This is a genomic window from Kribbella sp. HUAS MG21, assembly GCF_040254265.1.
GTDB lineage: Bacteria > Actinomycetota > Actinomycetes > Propionibacteriales > Kribbellaceae > Kribbella.
Window position 1 is genome coordinate 3,252,378 of the sequence record NZ_CP158165.1, and the last position, 18,814, is coordinate 3,271,191.

General features: G+C 70.4%; 18 protein-coding genes. 8 read left to right on the forward strand and 10 right to left on the reverse strand.

Translation table 11 applies throughout. From position 1 onward, the window contains the following. Positions 1 to 129 precede the first annotated feature (129 nt). From ABN611_RS15930 to ABN611_RS15965, 8 genes are all read right to left on the reverse strand, one after another. Complete coding sequence (locus tag ABN611_RS15930) at positions 130 to 1,095, reverse strand: beta-ketoacyl-ACP synthase III (protein WP_350280653.1); 966 nt, start codon at positions 1,093 to 1,095, stop codon at positions 130 to 132. 133 nt (positions 1,096 to 1,228) lie between these two features. Continuing rightward, a complete protein-coding gene (gene radA / locus ABN611_RS15935; RefSeq protein ID WP_350280654.1) occupies positions 1,229 to 2,629 on the reverse strand; it encodes a DNA repair protein RadA in 1,401 nt (466 codons plus the stop codon). A 61-nt stretch (positions 2,630 to 2,690) separates the two neighbouring features. Further along, positions 2,691 to 3,959, reverse strand: coding sequence for a tetratricopeptide repeat protein (locus tag ABN611_RS15940; RefSeq protein ID WP_350280655.1), 1,269 nt, complete (start codon positions 3,957 to 3,959; stop codon positions 2,691 to 2,693). Beyond that, complete coding sequence (locus ABN611_RS15945) at positions 3,956 to 5,728, reverse strand: ABC transporter permease subunit (RefSeq protein WP_350280656.1); 1,773 nt, start codon at positions 5,726 to 5,728, stop codon at positions 3,956 to 3,958. Before ABN611_RS15945 ends, ABN611_RS15940 begins: the two co-directional genes overlap by 4 nt. Next, positions 5,728 to 6,978 carry an ABC transporter substrate-binding protein gene (locus ABN611_RS15950; RefSeq protein ID WP_350280657.1) on the reverse strand — a complete coding sequence of 417 codons (1,251 nt, stop codon included), beginning with the start codon at positions 6,976 to 6,978 and terminating at the stop codon, positions 5,728 to 5,730. Before ABN611_RS15950 ends, ABN611_RS15945 begins: the two co-directional genes overlap by 1 nt. Next, positions 6,968 to 7,519 carry a hypothetical protein gene (locus ABN611_RS15955; protein ID WP_350280658.1) on the reverse strand — a complete coding sequence of 184 codons (552 nt, stop codon included), beginning with the start codon at positions 7,517 to 7,519 and terminating at the stop codon, positions 6,968 to 6,970. The genes ABN611_RS15950 and ABN611_RS15955 overlap by 11 nt, the downstream gene beginning before the upstream one ends. An 89-nt stretch (positions 7,520 to 7,608) precedes the next feature. After that, positions 7,609 to 8,304 (reverse strand): class I SAM-dependent methyltransferase, encoded by a 696-nt coding sequence (locus tag ABN611_RS15960; protein ID WP_350280659.1) that lies wholly within the window; start codon positions 8,302 to 8,304, stop codon positions 7,609 to 7,611. A gap of 4 nt (positions 8,305 to 8,308) precedes the next feature. Continuing rightward, complete coding sequence (locus ABN611_RS15965) at positions 8,309 to 9,508, reverse strand: MFS transporter (RefSeq protein WP_350280660.1); 1,200 nt, start codon at positions 9,506 to 9,508, stop codon at positions 8,309 to 8,311. Between the two features lie 80 nt (positions 9,509 to 9,588). Here ABN611_RS15965 and ABN611_RS15970 point away from each other — a divergent pair, with 80 nt between their 5' ends. Further along, positions 9,589 to 11,010, forward strand: a complete 1,422-nt coding sequence (locus ABN611_RS15970) for a family 20 glycosylhydrolase (protein WP_350280661.1) — start codon at positions 9,589 to 9,591, stop codon at positions 11,008 to 11,010. A 45-nt stretch (positions 11,011 to 11,055) separates the two neighbouring features. After that, positions 11,056 to 12,507: a wax ester/triacylglycerol synthase family O-acyltransferase gene (locus ABN611_RS15975; protein WP_350280662.1), complete on the forward strand. Its 1,452-nt coding sequence runs from the start codon at positions 11,056 to 11,058 to the stop codon at positions 12,505 to 12,507. Here the strand turns inward: ABN611_RS15975 and ABN611_RS15980 are convergent. Both ABN611_RS15980 and ABN611_RS15985 read right to left on the reverse strand, forming a co-directional pair. After that, positions 12,504 to 13,136, reverse strand: coding sequence for a VOC family protein (locus ABN611_RS15980; protein ID WP_350280663.1), 633 nt, complete (start codon positions 13,134 to 13,136; stop codon positions 12,504 to 12,506). The two genes, ABN611_RS15975 and ABN611_RS15980, sit on opposite strands and share 4 nt — an antisense overlap. Positions 13,137 to 13,191: 55 nt before the next feature. Then, positions 13,192 to 13,932 carry a hypothetical protein gene (locus tag ABN611_RS15985; protein WP_350280664.1) on the reverse strand — a complete coding sequence of 247 codons (741 nt, stop codon included), beginning with the start codon at positions 13,930 to 13,932 and terminating at the stop codon, positions 13,192 to 13,194. Positions 13,933 to 14,017: 85 nt separating this feature from the next. Here ABN611_RS15985 and ABN611_RS15990 point away from each other — a divergent pair, with 85 nt between their 5' ends. From ABN611_RS15990 to ABN611_RS16015, 6 genes are read left to right on the forward strand one after another with little or no spacing between them, the layout of a single operon-like run. Next, a complete protein-coding gene (locus ABN611_RS15990) occupies positions 14,018 to 14,950 on the forward strand; it encodes a Ppx/GppA phosphatase family protein (protein WP_350280665.1) in 933 nt (310 codons plus the stop codon). 4 nt (positions 14,951 to 14,954) lie between these two features. Beyond that, positions 14,955 to 15,809: a sugar phosphate isomerase/epimerase family protein gene (locus ABN611_RS15995; RefSeq protein ID WP_350280666.1), complete on the forward strand. Its 855-nt coding sequence runs from the start codon at positions 14,955 to 14,957 to the stop codon at positions 15,807 to 15,809. Then, positions 15,806 to 16,396 (forward strand): TetR family transcriptional regulator, encoded by a 591-nt coding sequence (locus ABN611_RS16000; protein WP_350280667.1) that lies wholly within the window; start codon positions 15,806 to 15,808, stop codon positions 16,394 to 16,396. The genes ABN611_RS15995 and ABN611_RS16000 overlap by 4 nt, the downstream gene beginning before the upstream one ends. Continuing rightward, a complete protein-coding gene (locus ABN611_RS16005; protein ID WP_350280668.1) occupies positions 16,396 to 16,965 on the forward strand; it encodes an HD domain-containing protein in 570 nt (189 codons plus the stop codon). Before ABN611_RS16000 ends, ABN611_RS16005 begins: the two co-directional genes overlap by 1 nt. Positions 16,966 to 17,013: 48 nt before the next feature. Beyond that, positions 17,014 to 17,736, forward strand: coding sequence for an ABC transporter ATP-binding protein (locus ABN611_RS16010; RefSeq protein ID WP_350280669.1), 723 nt, complete (start codon positions 17,014 to 17,016; stop codon positions 17,734 to 17,736). After that, positions 17,733 to 18,470, forward strand: coding sequence for an ABC transporter permease (locus tag ABN611_RS16015; RefSeq protein ID WP_350280670.1), 738 nt, complete (start codon positions 17,733 to 17,735; stop codon positions 18,468 to 18,470). The genes ABN611_RS16010 and ABN611_RS16015 overlap by 4 nt, the downstream gene beginning before the upstream one ends. The last annotated feature ends 344 nt before the right edge of the window (positions 18,471 to 18,814 follow it).

An 18,814-nucleotide genomic window follows, 5' to 3' on the forward strand; every position in this document is an offset into this window, starting at 1 on the left:
CCTGGCCGGCTCCGGCGGGCACGCTCCGGCCGCCGGTTGCGGGTGCGCGTGCACCCGCCCGTGCATCCGGACCGTGCATCACCGGTTCCCCGCGTGAACGGGGCCGGTGCCGGGACGACGCCTGTCGCGTCAGGGGCAGCGGATGACCTGGCCGGCGTACGACAGGCCGCCGCCGAATCCGAACAGCAGTACCGGCGCGCCGGACGGGATCTCGCGCTTCTCGACCAGTTTCGACAGCGCGATCGGGATGCTCGCGGCGGACGTGTTGCCGGACTCGACGACGTCCTTCGCCACCACCGCGTTGACCGCGCCGAGGCGCTTCGCGAGCGGCTCGATGATCCGCAGGTTCGCCTGGTGCAGGACGACGCCGCCGAGGTCCTCGGGCTTCAGACCGGCCCTCTCGCAGACCTGCTGGGCGATCTCCGGCAGCTGCGTGGTGGCCCAGCGGAAGACGCTCAGGCCCTCCTGCTGGAACGGACCCTCGCGGCCCTCGATCCGGACCGCGTCCGACATCTCCGGGACGGAGCCCCAGACCACCGGGCCGACGCCGGCCACCTGGTCGGAGTCGCCGGAGCCGTCGGTGTCGTCGGGGACCAGGACCGCGGCGCCCGCGCCGTCGCCGATCAGCACGCAGGTGGTGCGGTCCGTCCAGTCCGTCCAGTCGCTGAGCTTCTCGACGCCGATCACGATCGCCTTCGTGGCGGCGCCGGCGCGGATCGCCTGGTCCGCGGTGGCCAGCGCGTACGCGAATCCGGAGCAGGCGGTGTTCAGGTCGATGGCGGCCGGGTGGCCGAGGCCGAGGCGGGCGGCGACCCGGGCGGCGATGTTCGGCGAGCGGTCGATCGCGGTGCAGGTGGCGACGACCACGTAGTCGATCTCGGTGGCGTCGACGCCGGCGTTCGCCAGGGCCTTGTCGGCGGCGCGCCAGGCCATCTCGTCGACGGACTCGTCGGGCGCCGCGATCCGCCGCTCCCGGATGCCGACCCGGCTCTGGATCCACTCGTCGTTGGTCTCGACCATGGTCGCCAGCTCGTCGTTGGTGAGCACCCGTTCCGGCTGGTAGTGGCCGAGCGCGACAACTCTTGATCCGGTCATCTGGGGTGCTCCTGCAGTCGTCCGGCGGAATCCCGGGCTCGACGCTGAACCCGGCGGGGGCCTCCCCAGAGTACGTTCCCGCCCCCGCCCCTGGTGATCCCCCGTCTCACGTGTGGCAGGGACCACAAGCGGCTTATGCCAAGCCGGCGGCGCTCAGGGCGGAGCGGAGGTCCGGGGCGGCGAAGGTGCGGAGGCCGTACTTCTTCTGGATGTCCATCGGCTTCGCCTCGCGGCTGCGGTTCGGGACGTCGGCGGGGATGATCGCCTTGGTGAACCCGAGCCGGGCCGCCTCCGCGAGCCGCTTCTCCAGGCCGCCGACGCGCCGCACCTCGCCGGCCAGGCCGACCTCCCCGATCGCGATCAGGCCGGGGTGGATCGGCTTGTCCATCACCGAGGACGCGACCGCGATCGCGACCGACAGGTCCGCCACCGGCTCGGTGATCTTCACCCCGCCGACGGTCGCGACGTACACCTCCTGGTCGGTGAGCTTCAGCCCCGCCCGGTTGCCCAGCACGGCGAGCACCATCGCGACCCGCGACGACTCCAGCCCGGACGTGGTCCGGCGCGGCTGCGGCGCCGCGGACGGACCGACCAGGGCCTGTACTTCGGCCAGCAGCGGGCGGCGGCCCTCCATCATCACGGTCACGCAGGTGCCGGCCACCGGCTCGGCGTGCTCGGAGACGAACAGCCCGGTCGGGTCGGTGACCTCGACGATCCCGGTGTCGACCATGTCGAAGCAGCCGACCTCGTCGGACGGGCCGAACCGGTTCTTGGTCGCGCGCACCATCCGGAACCCGGAGTGCCGGTCGCCGTCGAACGCGAGCACCACGTCGACCAGGTGCTCGAGCATCCGCGGCCCGGCGATCGCGCCGTCCTTCGTCACATGGCCCACCAGCACGACCGCGATGTTCCGCTCCTTGGCGAGCCGGACGAGCGCGCCGGTCACCTCGCGGACCTGCGTCACCCCGCCCGGGGCGCCGTCGACCTCCGGGTGCGCCATCGTCTGCACCGAGTCGATCACCAGGAACGACGGCTCGACCGCGTCGACCTGGCCGACGACCGCGCCGAGATCGGTCTCGGCGGCCAGGAACAGGTCGTCGACGAGCGCGTCGGTGCGCCCGGCGCGCAGCCGCACCTGGGCGGCGGACTCCTCACCGGAGACGTACAGCGTCCGCTGGCCGCCGCGCGCCGACTGCGCCGCGACCTCCAGCAGCAGCGTGGACTTCCCGACGCCGGGCTCGCCCGCGAGCAGGATCACCGCGCCCGGCACGACGCCGCCGCCGAGCACCCGGTCGAGCTCGCCGATCCCGGTCGGGCGCGACTCGGCCTCGATCGCGGACACCTTGGCGATCGGCATCGCCGGCGACGACACCGGCCCGGCGGTGATCCGCGCGGCCTTGGGCGCGCCGACCTCGGCGACCGTGCCCCACGCCTGGCACTCGCCGCACCGCCCGATCCACCGCGCCGAGGTCCATCCGCACTCCGAGCACGCGTACGCCGCCTTGCTCTTCGCCTGAGTCGCCGCCTTCGCCATGGGGACCAACCTAGGCGAGCCCACCGACAACCCGCGCCAACCCCGCGCGGATCGGGCGGAGTCAGCGGGAGAAGAGGGCGCGGAGGCGCTTCAGCCAGCCGGCTGCCGTACGCCGGGGTTGGTCGTCGTCGACCACCGGTGGTTCGGAGGTCTTGCGCGCGGCGTCGAGGTACCGCGTGAGGATCTCGCTCTCCGAGGTGCGGAGCCGCGCGCTCTGTTCGAGCAGTTCGAGGGCGGCGTCCAGGTTGCCGGCGGCCACTTGTGCGGAGCCGAGGTGCTGCAGGCAGCGGGCGTGGCCTTCGCGTTCGTCGATCTCGGCGTACAGGTGGGCAGCGTGCTCCCAGCGGCTCACCGCCTCGTGCGGGTTCCGCTGCATCCATGCGGCGACACCGATGAGCTCCAGCGCGTGCGCCTCGCCGCTCACGTCGCCGGCTGCCGTAGCGCGTGCGTGTGCGGGGCGCAGGTGGTCCAGTGCGCCTTGGCTGTCGTGCTGGTAGAGCTGCACGACAGCTAGGTTGATGGAGATCGCGACGTCGGCTGCGAGGTCTGGCCCGGGGCGGGAGAGTCTGGCGTCGTCCAGCCGGTCTCGTGCGTTCAGGACGGCCTCGTCGCGATCGCTGCCGGCCGGTGCGCGTTCGGCGGTGGCTAGGTGGAGCAGGGCGCGTTCTACCTGGCGCCTCATCTTGAGCGCGGCCGCAGTACGACCGTGGGTGGCGATGTTGTCGGAGATGCCCAGCTTGGTGCTGGCGGTGTCCAGGTCGCCCAGCATCCGGTATGCCGTTGCCGCGCGGGCTGCTGCCAGCTCCGCGAGACCGCGACGACCGCAGGCCTCCGCTGCCGCGCTCAGGAGGTCGCTGAGGTGCAGCAGGGCGTCGGGGTCGGGACGCCGTACGTACCAGGCCTCCAGGGCGTCGCAGATGCGGGCGAAGTCGTCGAGCGTCTCGTGGGCCGGCTTCTCGGTCGCGAGCAGTTCGCGGAGCCAGTCCTCGTTCAGCGTGAACCACTCGGCCGCGGCCATCCCGCCGGCGTCGGACCCGAGCGCGATCATCCACTGCTCCGCCGCTTCGGCCGCCGCGTGCAGCTCGCTGCTGGTCTGCAGCTTGCGTCGCCGCGCCCGCCGGTACCGAAAGACCAGCTGCAACGTCAGGATGACGAGCAACAGAAAGGTCACGCCGAAGCCGACCCACTGCACGGCCCCACTCTTTCCGTAGCTCTCGCCGAGCAGCTGCGACGTCAGGTCGGTCAGGAGACCGGTGGCCACGGCGCCGGCGCCCAGGAAGATGTAGCCGGTCAGCGACGCCTGCTCGTCCTCGTCGCGCTTGTCGCTCATGGCCTGCTCCCCGTGGTCAGGCCGCGCACCACGGTGCGCCAGAACGACAGCATGAGCACCACAGGTACTACGGACGCGACGGTGGCCGCAGCCGCGACAGGTCCGCTCGACGTGGAGAACTGCCGCGCCTCACCCCACAGCACCAACGACAGCGGCGTCGTACCCGGTCCGCTGATCAGGAACCCGACGATGAAGTCGTTCCACACCAGAGCGAACTCCAGCACCGCAACAGCAACCAGTGCAGGCCGGTAGGTCCGCTGCACAGTCGCCAGTACGGCGCTCTGCCGCACAGGTCCCTGCAGCGCTTCCGACACCAACGCAGGTGGTGCGGACGCGAAGGCGGATCTCAACAGCAGTACGGCGAACGGCAGACCAGCAGCTGCGTGCACCAAGGCCAGCGCGACCCGCGACCCCGCTAGCCCAGCTGAGTCGATCGCGTCCCGCAGCGGAGCGGCGTACATCTGCACCGGCGTCACAGCCAGTACTACGAAGACGCCCATCACGATGCGCCCGAGCCGCGTGGGCAACCCGCCCCAGGCGACCAGGTACGCCGTCGGAACGGCGATGACAAGCAGTACGGCGGTAGCAGCAGCCGCGATGAACAGCGTGGACAGCAACGCCCGGAACAACCCGACGTTCGCCGCCGCGGCGAAGGACGAGAACCCGAGCCCCGACGGCGACCACCACCCGCGCAACCCGGCTTCCCGTGGCGAGTGCAGCGCCGTCGCCACGAGTACCAACGCCGGGAAGATCCACACCACCGCGACCGCGAACCCGATGAACCAGCCGAGCCGCCGTACCACCCTGCCCGGCTTGGGCCGCCCCAGCGACGGGTCCTGCCGTACGACGGTCACCGGCATCGCCCACCGGCGCCGCCGCAGCCCACGGACACCGATCAGCCCCACCGCCGCGACGATCGCGAACAGCACCACACCGAGCGCCGCCGTACGTCCCGTGTCGCCGCTGGAGGTCGTCGCCCGCCACCAGTTCAGCCCCAGTACGTCGGCGGACTGCTGCATCGACCCTGGTACGACGATCAAAACCAGGTCGAACACCCGCACCGCAGCGATGACCAGCGTCAGCGTGACCACACCGGTGATCGGACGCAGCAGGGGAATCTCCAGCGCACGCAGGCGTTTCCAGCCCTTCACACCCTCGGCGGTGAGTGTCCTGGTCACGTCGTCCGGGATAGCGTCCAGCCCGGCGCGGAACAGCGACATGACGTACCCGAGCCACGTCCAGCCGAACGCGGACATCAGCACCAGCCAGAACAGCCCAGGGCCCAGCCAGACCGGGCTGGAGCCGAACAGCCGCGTCCAGAGCGCGGTGATCGTGCCACGCTCCGGTGTGGCGTCGAACATCATCCGGAACGTCGCACCCGAAGCCAGCACCGACACGGCGAACGGAATCACCAGGGCCGGTTGCAATACGGCGGAGACTGCTGGCAGCCGATTGCTCAACAAGGCAAGGAAGAACCCGACGACGACAGTCCCGAACGCGACCAGTACCCACAGCAGGCTGTTGCCGACGGCATGCAGTGCGGCGGGATCCCCGATCACCGCGAAGTTGCCGAACCCGAACCCGCCGCGCGTCGTGAACGCCCGCGCCACGGTCACGCCGATCGGCACCAGCAGCAGGCAGCTCAGCAGCAACGCCGGCAGACCCAACAGGTACGGTCCGGCGGGACGGCGTGGCTTGCCCTGCACCGGGCGGCCGGTGACTTCGCGGCCGACGACCTCGAGGGACAGGCCGTTGGTCTGCAGGCCCATCAGCCCTCCTCCAGCTTCCGCAGGTCGTCCATCGCCGCGTCCACGGCATCCGGTACGGCGTCGGCGCCGCGGCCGCCGACCGCGATCAGGAAGTCGGCCAGCACGCGCCACAGGCCGTTGATGTCGCCCAGCCGCCCGAGCCGGTCCGACAGGTCGAACTGCAGCTGCTCACCTGGTTCCGTGAGCTGCTCGGCGAGCCGGGTGAGCTCGGGAGAGTACCCGGACGTCCGTCCGTCGACCAGGAACCCGCCGGCCGAGATCCACGGATCTGCCGCGTTCGGCGCCGCGAGCCGACGGACCAGATCGCGAGCGTTGTCCGAGGTGGGCCTGGTCAGCACCATCACGTCGCCGCCGACCACGACGGGAGCTGCAGCACCCGCCGACATCCGCGGGAACGTGAAAAGCCCTATGTCGTGAGGATCCGCGGCGAAAGAGCGCACCACCGGCTCCGCGAAGTCCGAAGCCAGCACCATCGCCGCCTTGCGATGCCCGAACACCTCCACCAGCGCGTCCGGGAACTGCTGCACGAGCGAAGTTTTCACCCCACCCGCCAGCAGACCGGGCGCCGACCACAGCTGTCCCAGCAGCCGGAGAGCGGCGCCGAACTGCGGCTGCTGCGACGGACGCGGGCTGGTCGCAGCCGCAAGCGCTGTGTAGACAGGCGGCGCGATACCGAGCAGCACGTTCTCCAGGAAGTCGGTGAGGACCCAGCCGTCACCCGCGGCCAGCGACAGCGGGGTGAAACCTGCCTGGCTCAGCGTTCGGTTCAACGTCAGCCACTCGGCCCAGTGCGTCGGCGGCTGTACGCCGACCTGCCGGAACACCGAGGGCCGGTACCAGACAGCTGACTTGTGCGCGGTCTTGAACGGCACGCCGTACGTCGTCCCGTCGTGGACGAGCAGGTCCTTCCAGAGTCGCGCCCGGCCCAGCGGTGCGATGTCGTCGGGCATCGGGTCCAGGTCCTGCAGGTGCCGCGGGACGAGTCCTGGCTGCGGCAGCATGAGGATGTCCGGCCGCCGGGCGGAACGGGCGCCGAAGGCCGTGGAGATGTCGTCGCCCAGCGGTACTACCTCGACCGGATAGCTCAACGTACCCAGGCCGGCCAGGACGTCGTGGAACGCGCGCAACTCCTGGCCGCTCCAGCTGACCGCGACCCGGACCGAGCGGCGCAGGCCGAGCACGTCGCTCGAGCAGCCGGCCAGTAGCAGCGTTGCTGCCGTCCCCAGGAAGGCTCGTCGGCTACTGGGCATCGTCGAATCCAGCAGTACGTGTCGTGCTGGTCGTGATGAGCAGCAGTGCTACCGAGGCAAGGTCAGGATTGGGCCGAATCGACAGCAGCGAGCCCCAGGTCGGTAGACCGCTCGCGTCCTCCAGCACGATCGCCCGTGGGTACGCGCCGAGCGCCCGGGCCACTCCGGCCAGCCGGCGACGCCCTGGCGTGATCTCGTGCGGGTAGCGGTCCAGGACGTCTTCGAGCCCGCAGCCGACCGCCTGCACCCGGCTCTGCTCGCGGGCCGCCTGCTTGGTGATCGACTGCGTCGTGAGGTGGCCGTGCATGACGTTGCCGAGCACGGTGAGGTGGGGGAGCAGCCCGCCCTCGGCCGGCACCAGCCGGACCGGTCCGCCGGCCAGCACCATCGCGCCAGGCGGTGGTTCCTCCAGGCCTGTCACGATGTCGGCCAGCCGGCGACGGTCGGCGGCCTGCGGCACCACCACCGCACGCTGCTCGCCCACATCGATCCGCAGCCGTCCCGGCAGTCCCGGCACGTGATCGAGCAGCAGTCCGTCCATCCCTGGCTGGCGCCTCCCGGAAAGCCCCGTCGAGTGGTCCGTCAACCCTATGGGGACCAAAGGCTCGTCCGCAGGCCACCGAGTGTCGTCTAGAAAGTCCTGCTCCAGAGGTTGACCGCGTAGTCGACCTCGACGCCCGTGTGCGAGGCGAGGATCCGCCGCGCGTCCTCCGGGTTGAACTCGATCTTCACCACCGCCTCCAGATCGGCGCGGCTCTCGAACCGCCAGCCCATGTCGAGCGGCGTCCGGTGCCAGCCGCGGTCGGTCCAGAACCGCTCCACCTCGGGCGCCTTGATCATCGGGTACGACGCACTGAACCACTGCCCGAACGTCGACCGGCTCCCGTCGTTGTCGATCACGAACGCGGTCCCGCCGCGCCGCATCACCCGGTCCAGCTCCGCCAGGCCCGGCTCGCACCCCGGCCCGAAGAAGTACGCCCAGCGCGCGTGCGTCACGTCCACCGACGAGTCCGGCACCGGCAGGCGCTGCGCCGTACCCTGCCGTACTTCGACGTTCGGCAAATCCCGGGTACGTCGACGCGCGGCCTCCGCGAGCGCACCGTGCGGCTCCACGCCGATCACGTGCCCGGCAGTGGCCGCGAACATCGGCAGGTGGAACCCGGTACCGCACCCGATGTCGAGCACGGTCGCGCCGGCCCAGTCCCGGATCGCCCGCATCGCCGGCTCGATCACGCCGTCCGGATCCACCGCCCGGTTCTCGATCTCGTACACCTTCGGGTGGTGCCAGATGTTCGGGCTCGGGATCCCGCCTTCCGCGATGCTCACACCGCTAGACCCTAACCGCCGCCTGCTTGGTGACGGCTGCCAGTACAGCCGCAGGAATCAGCAGGACACCGCAGAAGACCGCCAGCCAGTGGAAACCGAGATAGGCGAGGACCGGTCCGGAAGCCGTGCCCGAAAGGGAAGCGAGGATGCCCATGGTGAGGTCGGACAGGCCCTGTGCCGAGGTACGGATGTCGTCGGGGACCGACCGGGACAGCAGTGCGGATCCGGCGACCAGACAGGCCGACCACCCGAGCCCGAGGAGGAAGAGGGCGAGGCCGGTGAGCGTGTGCGCCTCGTCCGGCGCGACAGCGGCCACGGTCATCGCCATCGCGAGGATGCCCAGGCCGATGCCGATGGTCGGGATGCGCCCGAGGCGGTCGGCCAGCCAGCCGGTCAGCGGTGACAGGGCGTACATGCCGGCCACGTGACCGCTGATCACGAAGCCGACGATCGTCAGCGAAGCACCGTGGTGCCGCAGGTGCACCGACGTCATCGACATCACGCCGACCATGACCGCGTGCGCCGCGGCGATCGCGAGCAGACCGAGCCGCGCGTGCGGGATCCGCAGTACCTGACGGAACGTCTCGCCCAGAGGCTGGCGTTCGACCTTGCCAGGCCGCACCTGGCTGCGCATGCCGAGCCACACGGTGACCGCGCTCAGGCCGAACGCGACGACCGAGAACACGTACGGACCGGCCAGCGCCACGAAGCCGAGCGAGGTACCGACCGTGCCGCCGACCCCGGTCAGGTTCGGGCCGACGATCACGCCGATCGTGGTGGCCCAGACGACGATGGCCAGCGAGCGCGCGATCCGGCTCGGGTCCGCGGCGTCCGTGGCGGCGTACCGGGACTGCAGGTTCGAGGCCGAGCCGCTGCCGAACAGACAGCCGGCCAGCAGCAGCAGCGCGAGCGAGTCGGCCTGGGCCGCGACGATGGTCAGCACCGCGCCGACGCAGGCGAGGAGATAACCGGTCGCCAGCGACACCCGGCGGCCGCGGGACCGCGCGAGACCGGCCAGCGGTACGGCGAGCACGGCCGCGCCGAGCGTGGTCGAGGTGGCCACCAGGCCGGCCAGCGACGTCGACCCGGAGACGCTCTCCGCGAGCAGCGCCGCGACCGCGAACCCACTGGCCGTCGCCACGCCGCCGAGCGCGTTGCTCGCCACCAGAACCCGCAGCGTCGTCCGCTGTTGCTCGCTTGTCACGAGCAAACCCTCTCATGAACCTGACGCGACAGGCGCTTATAGGATCGTCCTGACGTAAATCACCCTCTTTGGAGTCCCCGATGCCCGACATCGCGATCGTTCCTGCCCCGCGTGAACTCACCCTGCACGAGGGCCGGTGGACCACCGCCGACCCGGTCGGCGAGGCCGTCCGGGACGTGGTCGAGAACCTCGACGCGACCGAGTACCGCATCGAGATCACCACCGAGGGCGCGCGGCTGACGGCCGGCTCCGAGGACGCGCTCCGGCACGCCGAGACGACGTACGCCCAGCTCGTCGAGGCCGCGGAGCCGGTCGAGGACGGCAAGGTCGCCGTACCGCTGGCGCACGTCGCCGACGCGCCGCGGTTCGGCTGGCGCGGGATGATGCTCGACGTCGCGCGGCACTTCATGCCGAAGGAGTTCGTGCTCAAGATCATCGACGTGCTCGCCCTGCACCGGCTGAACGTGCTGCACTTCCACCTCACCGACGACCAGGGCTGGCGGGTCGAGATCGAGGCGTACCCGCGGCTCACCGAGGTCGGCGCCTGGCGGGACCACACCATGGTCGGCCGGATGTCGCACGGCCAGACCGAGTTCGAGTACGACGGGACGCGGCACGGCGGGTTCTACACCAAGGACGAGCTCCGCGAGATCGTCGCGTACGCCGCGGAGCGCGGGATCACCGTCGTACCGGAGATCGACCTGCCGGGGCACATGCAGGCGGCGATCGCGGCGTACCCGGAGCTCGGGAACCACCCGGACCGGCAGCTGACCGTCCGGCCGTACTGGGGCATCAGCGAGGACGTGCTGAACGTCAACGACGCGACGGTCGAGTTCGTGAAGACCGTGCTGCGCGAGGTGCTGGAGATCTTCCCGTCGCCGTACGTCCACCTCGGCGGCGACGAGTGCCCGTCGGTGCAATGGGCCGAGTCGGACGAGGCGCAGAAGCGGCAGGCCGAACTCGGGCTGGACGAGCCGGGGCAGCTGCAGGGCTGGTTCACGGCGCAGGTGGCGGAGGTGCTGGCCGAGGAAGGGCGCCGCCTGGTCGGTTGGGACGAGATGGTCGAGACCGACTGCCCGAAGGACGCGGTCATCATGGCGTGGCGGAGCGCCCAGCGCGGCGTGGTCGCCGCGAAGGCCGGGCACGAGGTCGTGATGGCGCCGTGCGAGTCGGTGTATTTCGACTACTACCAGGGCGACCCGGAGACCGAGCCGCTGGCGATCGGCGGCAACATCCCGCTGGAGAAGGTGTACGACTTCGAGCCGGTGCCGGCGGAGCTGTCCGAGGAGGAGAAGGCGCTGATCGTCGGTACCCAGTGCCAGATCTGGACGGAGTACATGGAGGGACCGGAGCAGGTCGGGTACATGCTGCTCCCGCGGCTGTCCGCGTTCGCCGAGCGCGCGTGGGGGTCGCCGAAGGTGTCGTACGACGAGTTCCTCGGACGGTTGCGGCCGCACCTGGCGCGGATCGAGAAGCTGGGCGTGAACTACCGGCCGCTGTGAGATGAGTTCTGGACGGGGATCGGCCGCGGCCGCGACGATGACCCAATGACCGCTGTCGGGCCGCTGGACGCGATGTTCCTGGGTGGTGAGAGCCGGGAGCAGCCGATGCACGTCGGCGGGCTGATGCTCTTCGAGCTCCCGGAGGGGGCCGGGCGGGACCACGTGTTCCCCGAGCGGTCCCGGGACTTCGTGTCGCGGCTGTACCAGGACCTGGTGGCGGCGCCGGAGGTGAACCCGCTGTTCGCGCGCCGGGTCCGCAACCGGCTGCCGGACCTCGGCTACTGGTCCTGGGAGCAGGACGACGAGATCGACCTCGAGTACCACGTCCGGCTGTCGGCGCTGCCGCGTCCCGGGCGGTACCGCGAACTGTTCGAGCTGACCAGCCGGCTGCACGGGACGCTGCTCGACCGGCACCGGCCGCTGTGGGAGATGTACCTGATCGAGGGCGTCGAGAGCCGCCGGTTCGCGATCTACAGCAAGATCCACCACTCGATGATCGACGGCGTCACCGCACTCCGCTGGATGCAGGACACCCTCACCACCGACCCCACCCGCACCGACATGCCCGCGACGTACGCCCTGCCACTCGGGGCCGAAGATCGTACGGCGTTGACGGCTGACGTCGGTGGGATACCTACTGCTGCGGAGCTGCTGGCGGCTGCCGGGCGCCTTCCGGGGCGGACGATCGCGTCCGCGGCACATGCGGTTGAAGGTGTGGGGCGGTTGCTGGGGGAGTTGGCCGGGTTGCCGCCGGCTGGGTTGAAGAGCTTGATGCACTCGACGATGCCGTTCCAGGCGCCGCGGACGATCTTCAACCAGCCGGTGACCGGCGCGCGGCGGTTCGCGGCGCAGTCCTGGCCGATCGAAAGGCTGGAGAAGGTCCGGGCGATCACCGGCGCGACGCTGAACGACGTACTGCTGGCAATGTGTTCAGGGGCCCTGCGCAACTATCTGCTCGACCTGAACGCCCTCCCGGACAAGGCGCTGACCGCGATGGTGCCGGTGTCGTTGCGGACCGCGGACGGCGCACCGGGCGGCGGCAACTCGCTCGCCACGTTGATCGCCGACCTCGCCACCGACCAGGCCGACCCGGAGCAGCGCATCCAGCGGATCATGGCGTCCACCGCACAGGCCAAGAGCGTGCTGTCCGGCCTCAGCCCGCTGCAGAACCTGATCGTCGGCGCCCTCGGTTTCGGCGTCGCCGGCCCCGCCGCGGTCCTCCCGGGGGTCGCGGGCCGTACGACGCCGCCGTACAACCTCGTGATCTCGAACGTCCCCGGCCCCACCGAGAGCCCGCTCTACTGGAACGGCTCCCGCCTGCTCGGCATGTACCCGGCGAGCATCGTCCTCAACGGCCAGGCCCTCAACATCAGCGTCACGAGCTACGCCCACCAGTTGCACTTCGGCCTGATCGGCTGCCGCCGGACCGTCCCGCACCTGCAGCGCATGCTCACGCACCTCGAGACCTCACTCACGGAGCTCGAGAACCTGCACTAGATCCGGACGACCCCGTTCGGCGTGCTGAACACCGCGGCCACCAATCCCGGCTGGCCGTTCGGCCCCGCCCAGGTGACGTCGAGGTCGTCGAGCAGGTGGTCGGCGGGGTGACCGATCCAGTCCGTGACCCGGTGCGGGTCGCCGGCGATCTCCAGCCCGGTCAGCTTGAGGTCCTTGCCGCCGACCGACGGGTGCTCGGACAGGTCGTCCCAGTGCACGAAGAACGGCAGCTGCGGGTCGGCGATCAGGCCCTTCACACCGATCTGCCGCCAGGTCAGGTTCACCCCGTCCGGGCGGTGCCGGTTGCCGGGGACGGCCTGCCGCCCGAGGCGCTTCTCCATCGCCTCCATGTCGCGGACCGCCACCACCCAGCCGAGCCAGCCGCCGCCCAGCTCCTTGCGGGCCCGGACCGCCTGCCCGAACGGCGCCTTGTCCGACGCCGGGTGGTCGAGGACGTCGACCACCTCGATGTAGCGGTCGTTCTCCAGCGGGAGGACGTGGTTCACCGTGCCGAACCGCGGGTGCACGCCGCCGTCCACGAACTCCGCCCCGAGCAGCTCCGAGAGCCGCTCGAGCGTGGCCGCGCAGCCGTCCGGTCCGCACGCGTACGACAGATGATCGAGACGCATGCCTGTCATTGTTGCGTCCCCCGCCGACAGCCGACACCCAGGGGGTGTCGCGGGACTACTTCGACGCCGGGTGCGGCAGCAGCGGCCGCGCCGCCTCCAGGTGCTGCCGGCACAGCTCGGCGAGGACGTCGTACGCCTTGACGCCCATCAGCGTCTGCAGCTCGACCTTGCTGGACTCGAACACCGGCTCGACCGCGATGTGCGCCTCGGTGTTGCCGGTGCAGTACCAGTCCAGGTCGTGCCCGCCCGGGCCCCAGCCGCGCCGGTCGTACTCGCCGATCCCGACCTCGGTGTACGTCGTACCGTCCGGGCGCTCGACCTCGCGGAAGGTCCGCCGGATCGGGAGCTGCCAGCAGACGTCCGGCTTGGTCTCGACGAAGTGCACGCCGCGCTTCAGCGCCAGCCCGTGCAGCGCGCAGCCGGCGCCGCCGGGGAAGCCCGGCCGGTTCAGGAAGATGCAGGCGCCGTCCCAGACCCGGGTCTTGCGGTCGCCGTCGTCGTCGGTCTCCACCCAGCCGTTGGTCCGGCCCTCCTTGCGGAACTGCCAGTCCTCCTTGCCGAGCTCCTTGACGTACTTCTTCACCCGCTTCTCGTCGTCGGCGTCGGAGAAGTGCGCGCCGAGGGTGCAGCAGCCGTCGTTCGGACGGCCCTTGTAGATCCCCTGGCAGCCGCCGCCGAAGATGCACGACCAGTTCGACGTCAGCCAGGTCAGGTCGCAGCGGAAGACCTGGTCGGGGTCGTCGGGGTCGACGAACTCGACCCAGGCACGGGGGAAGTCGAGTGAAACCTCAGGCACCTGGAAAGCGTACGCGCCTTCGCCGCGCATCCGTGAATGCCGACTCCGGAACGCCGATCCGGGGTTTGTCCAGTAGCGTGAGGGTATGCGGCTCGGCGTACTCGACGTGGGATCCAACACCGTTCACCTGCTCGTCGTGGACGCGCACCGTGGTGCCGCGCCGCTGCCGGCCTACTCGCACAAGACCGAGCTCCGGCTGGCCGAGCACCTCGACAAGGACGGCAAGATCGCCGACTCCGGCGCCGACGGGCTGATCTCGTTCACCAAGGAAGCCGTCGAGCTGGCCGAGGACAAGGGCTGCGAGTCGGTGCTCTCGTTCGCCACGTCCGCGCTGCGCGAGGCGCCGAACGCGGAGAAGGTGCTGGAGCGGGTCAAGAAGGAGACCGGCGTCAAGCTCGAGGTGTTGAGCGGCGACGACGAGGCCCGGCTGACGTTCCTCGCCGTCCGGCGGTGGTTCGGCTGGTCCTCGGGCCGGCTGGCGGTGTTCGACATCGGCGGCGGCTCGCTGGAGATCGCCGCGGGATCGGACGAGCAGCCCACCGTCGCGGTGTCGGTGCAGCTCGGCGCGGGCCGGCTCACCCGTGAGGCGCTGACCGCCGACCCGCCGGACAAGGACGAGGTCAAGGAGCTGCGTCGCCGGATCCGGCTCGAGATGGCCGCGGTCGCCGGTCCGGTACTGCGGGCCGGCCGGCCGCAGCGTGCCGTCGCGACCAGCAAGACCTTCCGCTCGCTGGCCCGGATCGCCGGTGCGGCCCCGTCCGCCGACGGCCCGTACGTGCCGCGCTCGCTGAGCCGCGACGACCTCACGGAGTGGATCCCGAAGCTGACCAAGATGTCGGCGTCCGAGCGGGCCTCGCTGCCCGGGGTCTCGGCCGGCCGCGCGTCCCAGCTGACCGCCGGCGCGCTGGTCGCCGACGCCGTGATGGACCTGTTCGACCTGCCCGCACTCGAGATCTGCCCTTGGGCCCTGCGGGAGGGTGTCATCCTGTCCCGGCTCGACCAGCTGCAACCCCGGTGAACCGATGACCTCCCGCACGACCGCCAAGATCGGCCTGTCCACCGCCTCCGTCTATCCCGAGTCGACCGCCAGCGGGTTCGAGCTGGCCGCCCGGCTGGGGTACGACGGTGTCGAGGTGATGATCGGCATCGATCCGCTGAGCACCCAGATCGACGCCATCCAGCGGCTGATCGACTACCACCAGTTGCCGGTGCTCGCGATCCACGCGCCGACGCTGCTGATCATGCAGCGGGTCTGGGGGACCGACCCGTGGAGCAAGCTCGAGCGCAGCGCCGAGGCCGCGAAGGAACTGGGGGCCGACGTGGTCGTCGTCCACCCGCCGTTCCGCTGGCAGCGCGACTACGCGCGCGGGTTCGTCGAGGGGATCGCCCGGCTGGAGGAACAGACCGGCGTGGTGCTGGCGGTCGAGAACATGTACCCGTGGCGCGCGCCCGGCCGGGACCTGCAGGCGTACGCGCCGAGCTGGGACCCGACCGAGCAGACCTACGCGCACACCACCCTCGACCTGTCGCACGCCTCGACCGCCGGGCAGGACTGCGTCGAGCTGGCCGCGACGATGGGCGAGAGCCTCACCCACGTGCACCTGACCGACGGCACCGGCTCCGCCAAGGACGAGCACCTGGTCCCGGGCCGCGGCACGCAGCGCGCCGCGGACCTGCTGACCGGCCTGGCGAAGCAGGACTTCCGCGGCCACATCATCATCGAGATCAACACCCGCCGGGCGACCAGCCGCTCCGAGCGTGAGGTCGACCTGGTCGAGTCGCTGGAGTTCACCCGCAAGCACTTCGTGAAGACGGGTTCCCGCCGTACGTCGTTCGCGGTGACGCCGGAGGGCGAGATCTCGGAGCTGACTCCGTGACGGTGACCCGCCGGACGCCGGGACGCCGGCCAGGGGGACCGGACACCCGCGGGGAGATCCTGCGGGCCGCCCGGGAATCCTTTGCGGACAAGGGGTTCGCGGCCACCTCGATCCGCGCCGTCGCGCGCCAGGCCGGGGTCGACGCGGCGCTCGTACACCACTACTTCGGCAGCAAGGACGAGCTGTTCATCGAGGCGATGGCGCTGCCGCTGGACCCGCGGGCGGTGGCCGCGCGGATCCTCGACGGCACCCGCGAGGACCTCGGCCGGCGGATCGTCACGGTCTTCCTCGGCGTCTGGGAGTCCGACGAGGGACAGCAGCGGATGAAGGCGATGCTGCGCAGCGTCGTGACCAGCGACGAGGTCGCCCGGCTGATGCGCGAGGGCATGACGCGGATGATCCTCGAGCCGGTCTCGCAGGTCCTCGACGCCCCGGACGCCAAGCTGCGCGTCGGGCTGATGGCCAGTCACCTGATCGGCGTCGCGCTGGCCCGGTACGTCGTCGAGCTGGAACCCGTCGCGGCCGCCGACGTGGACACGCTCGTCGACCGGATCGCGCCGGCGATCCAGCAGTACGTGACCGGCTGATGGAGATCCCCACCGACACCGAGATCCGCGCGCTGCACCGGGAGTACGCGCCGAGCCGGGAGGCGTTCGGGCTCGTCCACGAACACTGCCGGCTGGTGTGTTCGATCGCCGAGCAGTACTTCGACCGCCTCGACCTCGACGCCGACCTGGTGCGTGCCGGGGCGTTGTTGCACGACATCGGCGTCTACCGGCTGGAGTCGGAGCCGTACGTGCGGCACGGCGTACTCGGGCATTCCTTGCTGACGGAACTCGGTTTCCCCGACGAGATCTGCCGGTTCGCGTCCTGTCACACGGGCGTCGGGATCACCCGGGACGACGTACTCCGGCAGGAGCTGCCGATTCCGGTCGACGACTACCTGCCGCGGACGCCGGAGGAGGAGCTGGTGCTGTACGCGGACAAGTTCCACAGCAAGCGCCGGCCGCCGGTTTTCCTGTCCGGGAACACGTATTCCGGCGAGGTCGCGCGGTTCGGAACGGACAAGGTCCTGCGGTTCGGCGAGCTGCGGGCGCGGTACGGCGATCCGGCGCTGGACGGGCTGAGCGAGCGCACCGGGTACGCCGTCATCTGATCATCTCGAACTGTTGCCAGCGAGTTCGGTCCGCGCTAAATTCATCATATGATGAAAAACGCGGTGAGCTGCCGCGACGTGGTCGTGGTGCGCGGCGACCGGGAAGTCCTGCACGGGGTCGGGTTCGACCTCCGCGGCGGGACGGTCACCGGGCTGCTCGGCCCGTCAGGCTGTGGCAAGACGACGCTGATCCGCGCGATCGTCGGTCTGCAGGCCCGCGTGACCGGCGACGTCTCGGTCCTCGGGCTGCCGGCCGGTGCGCCGAAGCTGCGCGGGCGGATCGGCTACGTGACGCAGGAGCCCAGCGTGTACGGCGATCTGACCGTCACCGAGAACCTGCGTTTCTTCGCGGCCGTCCTCGGGGTGCCGGCGAGCGACGTGGAGCGGGTCGTCGAGGCGGTCGACCTCGCGTCGCACGCCGACGTCCGGGTCGACGAGCTGTCCGGCGGCCAGCAGTCACGTGCTTCGCTGGCGGCCGCGTTGCTCGGCAGTCCGGAGCTCCTGGTGCTCGACGAGCCGACGGTCGGACTTGATCCGGTACTGCGCCGCGACCTGTGGAACCTCTTCCACACCCTCGCGGATGCGGGCGCGACGCTGCTGGTCTCGAGCCACGTGATGGACGAGGCGTCGCGGTGCGACCGGCTGCTGCTGATGCGCGACGGCGAACTACTCGCCGACGACACACCGCAGGACCTGCTCCTGTCGGCCGGGACCGACGACCTCGAAAAGGCGTTCCTCACGCTGATCGAACGGAAGGCTGGTGCGCGATGACCCTTCGCGTGACGTTCGCGGTGGCGGCCCGGGTGCTGGCGCAGCTGCGGCGGGACCACCGGACGGTGGCGATGCTGATCGTGCTGCCGGCGCTGCTGGTCAGCCTGATGTGGTGGATGTTCAACGACTCGCCGATGGTCTTCGACCGGATCGGCGGGCCGCTGCTCGCGGTGTTCCCGTCGATCATCATGTTCGTGGTCACGTCGGTCGCGACGCTCCGCGAACGCTCGACCGGGACGCTCTCCCGGCTGTTCACGATGCCGATGGGCAAGCTGGACTTCCTGCTCGGCTATGCGCTCGCGTTCGCACTGATCGCCGTGGTGCAGGCGGTGGTGGTGGTGTCGATCGCGTTGTACCTCCTGGACCTGGACATCGAGGGCGCCGCCTGGCAGCTGGGTGTGGTCGCCGTACTGGACGGGGTGCTCGGCACGGCGCTCGGCCTGTTCGCGAGCGCCTTCGCCCGCACGGAATTCCAGGCCGTCCAGATGATGCCGGCCGTGATGATCCCCCAGATCCTCCTCTGCGGCCTACTGGTCCCCCGCGAGCAACTACCAACGGTCCTCCAGGCAATCAGCGACGTCCTACCCCTCTCATACGCCGTAGACGCCGTCCTAGAAGTTGCCAGCGGCAACGGCCTGACCACCGGCGCCGGCACCGACACCCTGATAGTCCTAACCTTCATCCTCGCCGCCCTAGCCCTCGGCGCAGCCACCCTCAAACGCCGCACCGCTTAGAAGCACGGAAGGAAAGAAGGAAAGGAAGGAAGGAAGGACAAAGGAAAAGCACAAAAGAAGAGAGATATAGAGTGGTGGCTGGCTCTGGCGCTCGACCGACAGTTATCAAGAGTGGTTGGCTGGGTGAGGGTCCGGCTGTCGCCGCCAGTTCCGCTGAGGCACGCCAGACGATACGAGTCACCAGCCGGCAACTTCATGCGGGTGAGTCGGTGCGGCCTCAGTCGGTGGCATGGGGTGGATCAAGAGCACTGAGCTGGCATGCCGAATCGGCCAGGTCTCGGGGACCTGTGGGCGCTCATCGGTCTCGTCGTGGGCTGGAGACAGTTCGATAGATCACTCGCCGC

Coding starts and splice junctions, on each gene's coding strand:
- ABN611_RS16010 (WP_350280669.1), top strand. CDS start 17,014: ATGATGAAAAACGCGGTGAGCTGCCGCGACGTGGTCGTGGTGCGCGGC.
- radA (WP_350280654.1), bottom strand. CDS start 2,629: ATGGCGAAGGCGGCGACTCAGGCGAAGAGCAAGGCGGCGTACGCGTGC.
- ABN611_RS15955 (WP_350280658.1), bottom strand. CDS start 7,519: ATGGACGGACTGCTGCTCGATCACGTGCCGGGACTGCCGGGACGGCTG.
- ABN611_RS15930 (WP_350280653.1), bottom strand. CDS start 1,095: ATGACCGGATCAAGAGTTGTCGCGCTCGGCCACTACCAGCCGGAACGG.
- ABN611_RS15995 (WP_350280666.1), top strand. CDS start 14,955: ATGACCTCCCGCACGACCGCCAAGATCGGCCTGTCCACCGCCTCCGTC.
- ABN611_RS15940 (WP_350280655.1), bottom strand. CDS start 3,959: ATGAGCGACAAGCGCGACGAGGACGAGCAGGCGTCGCTGACCGGCTAC.
- ABN611_RS15990 (WP_350280665.1), top strand. CDS start 14,018: ATGCGGCTCGGCGTACTCGACGTGGGATCCAACACCGTTCACCTGCTC.
- ABN611_RS15945 (WP_350280656.1), bottom strand. CDS start 5,728: ATGGGCCTGCAGACCAACGGCCTGTCCCTCGAGGTCGTCGGCCGCGAA.
- ABN611_RS15980 (WP_350280663.1), bottom strand. CDS start 13,136: ATGCGTCTCGATCATCTGTCGTACGCGTGCGGACCGGACGGCTGCGCG.
- ABN611_RS16015 (WP_350280670.1), top strand. CDS start 17,733: ATGACCCTTCGCGTGACGTTCGCGGTGGCGGCCCGGGTGCTGGCGCAG.
- ABN611_RS15950 (WP_350280657.1), bottom strand. CDS start 6,978: ATGCCCAGTAGCCGACGAGCCTTCCTGGGGACGGCAGCAACGCTGCTA.
- ABN611_RS15970 (WP_350280661.1), top strand. CDS start 9,589: ATGCCCGACATCGCGATCGTTCCTGCCCCGCGTGAACTCACCCTGCAC.
- ABN611_RS15975 (WP_350280662.1), top strand. CDS start 11,056: ATGACCGCTGTCGGGCCGCTGGACGCGATGTTCCTGGGTGGTGAGAGC.
- ABN611_RS16005 (WP_350280668.1), top strand. CDS start 16,396: ATGGAGATCCCCACCGACACCGAGATCCGCGCGCTGCACCGGGAGTAC.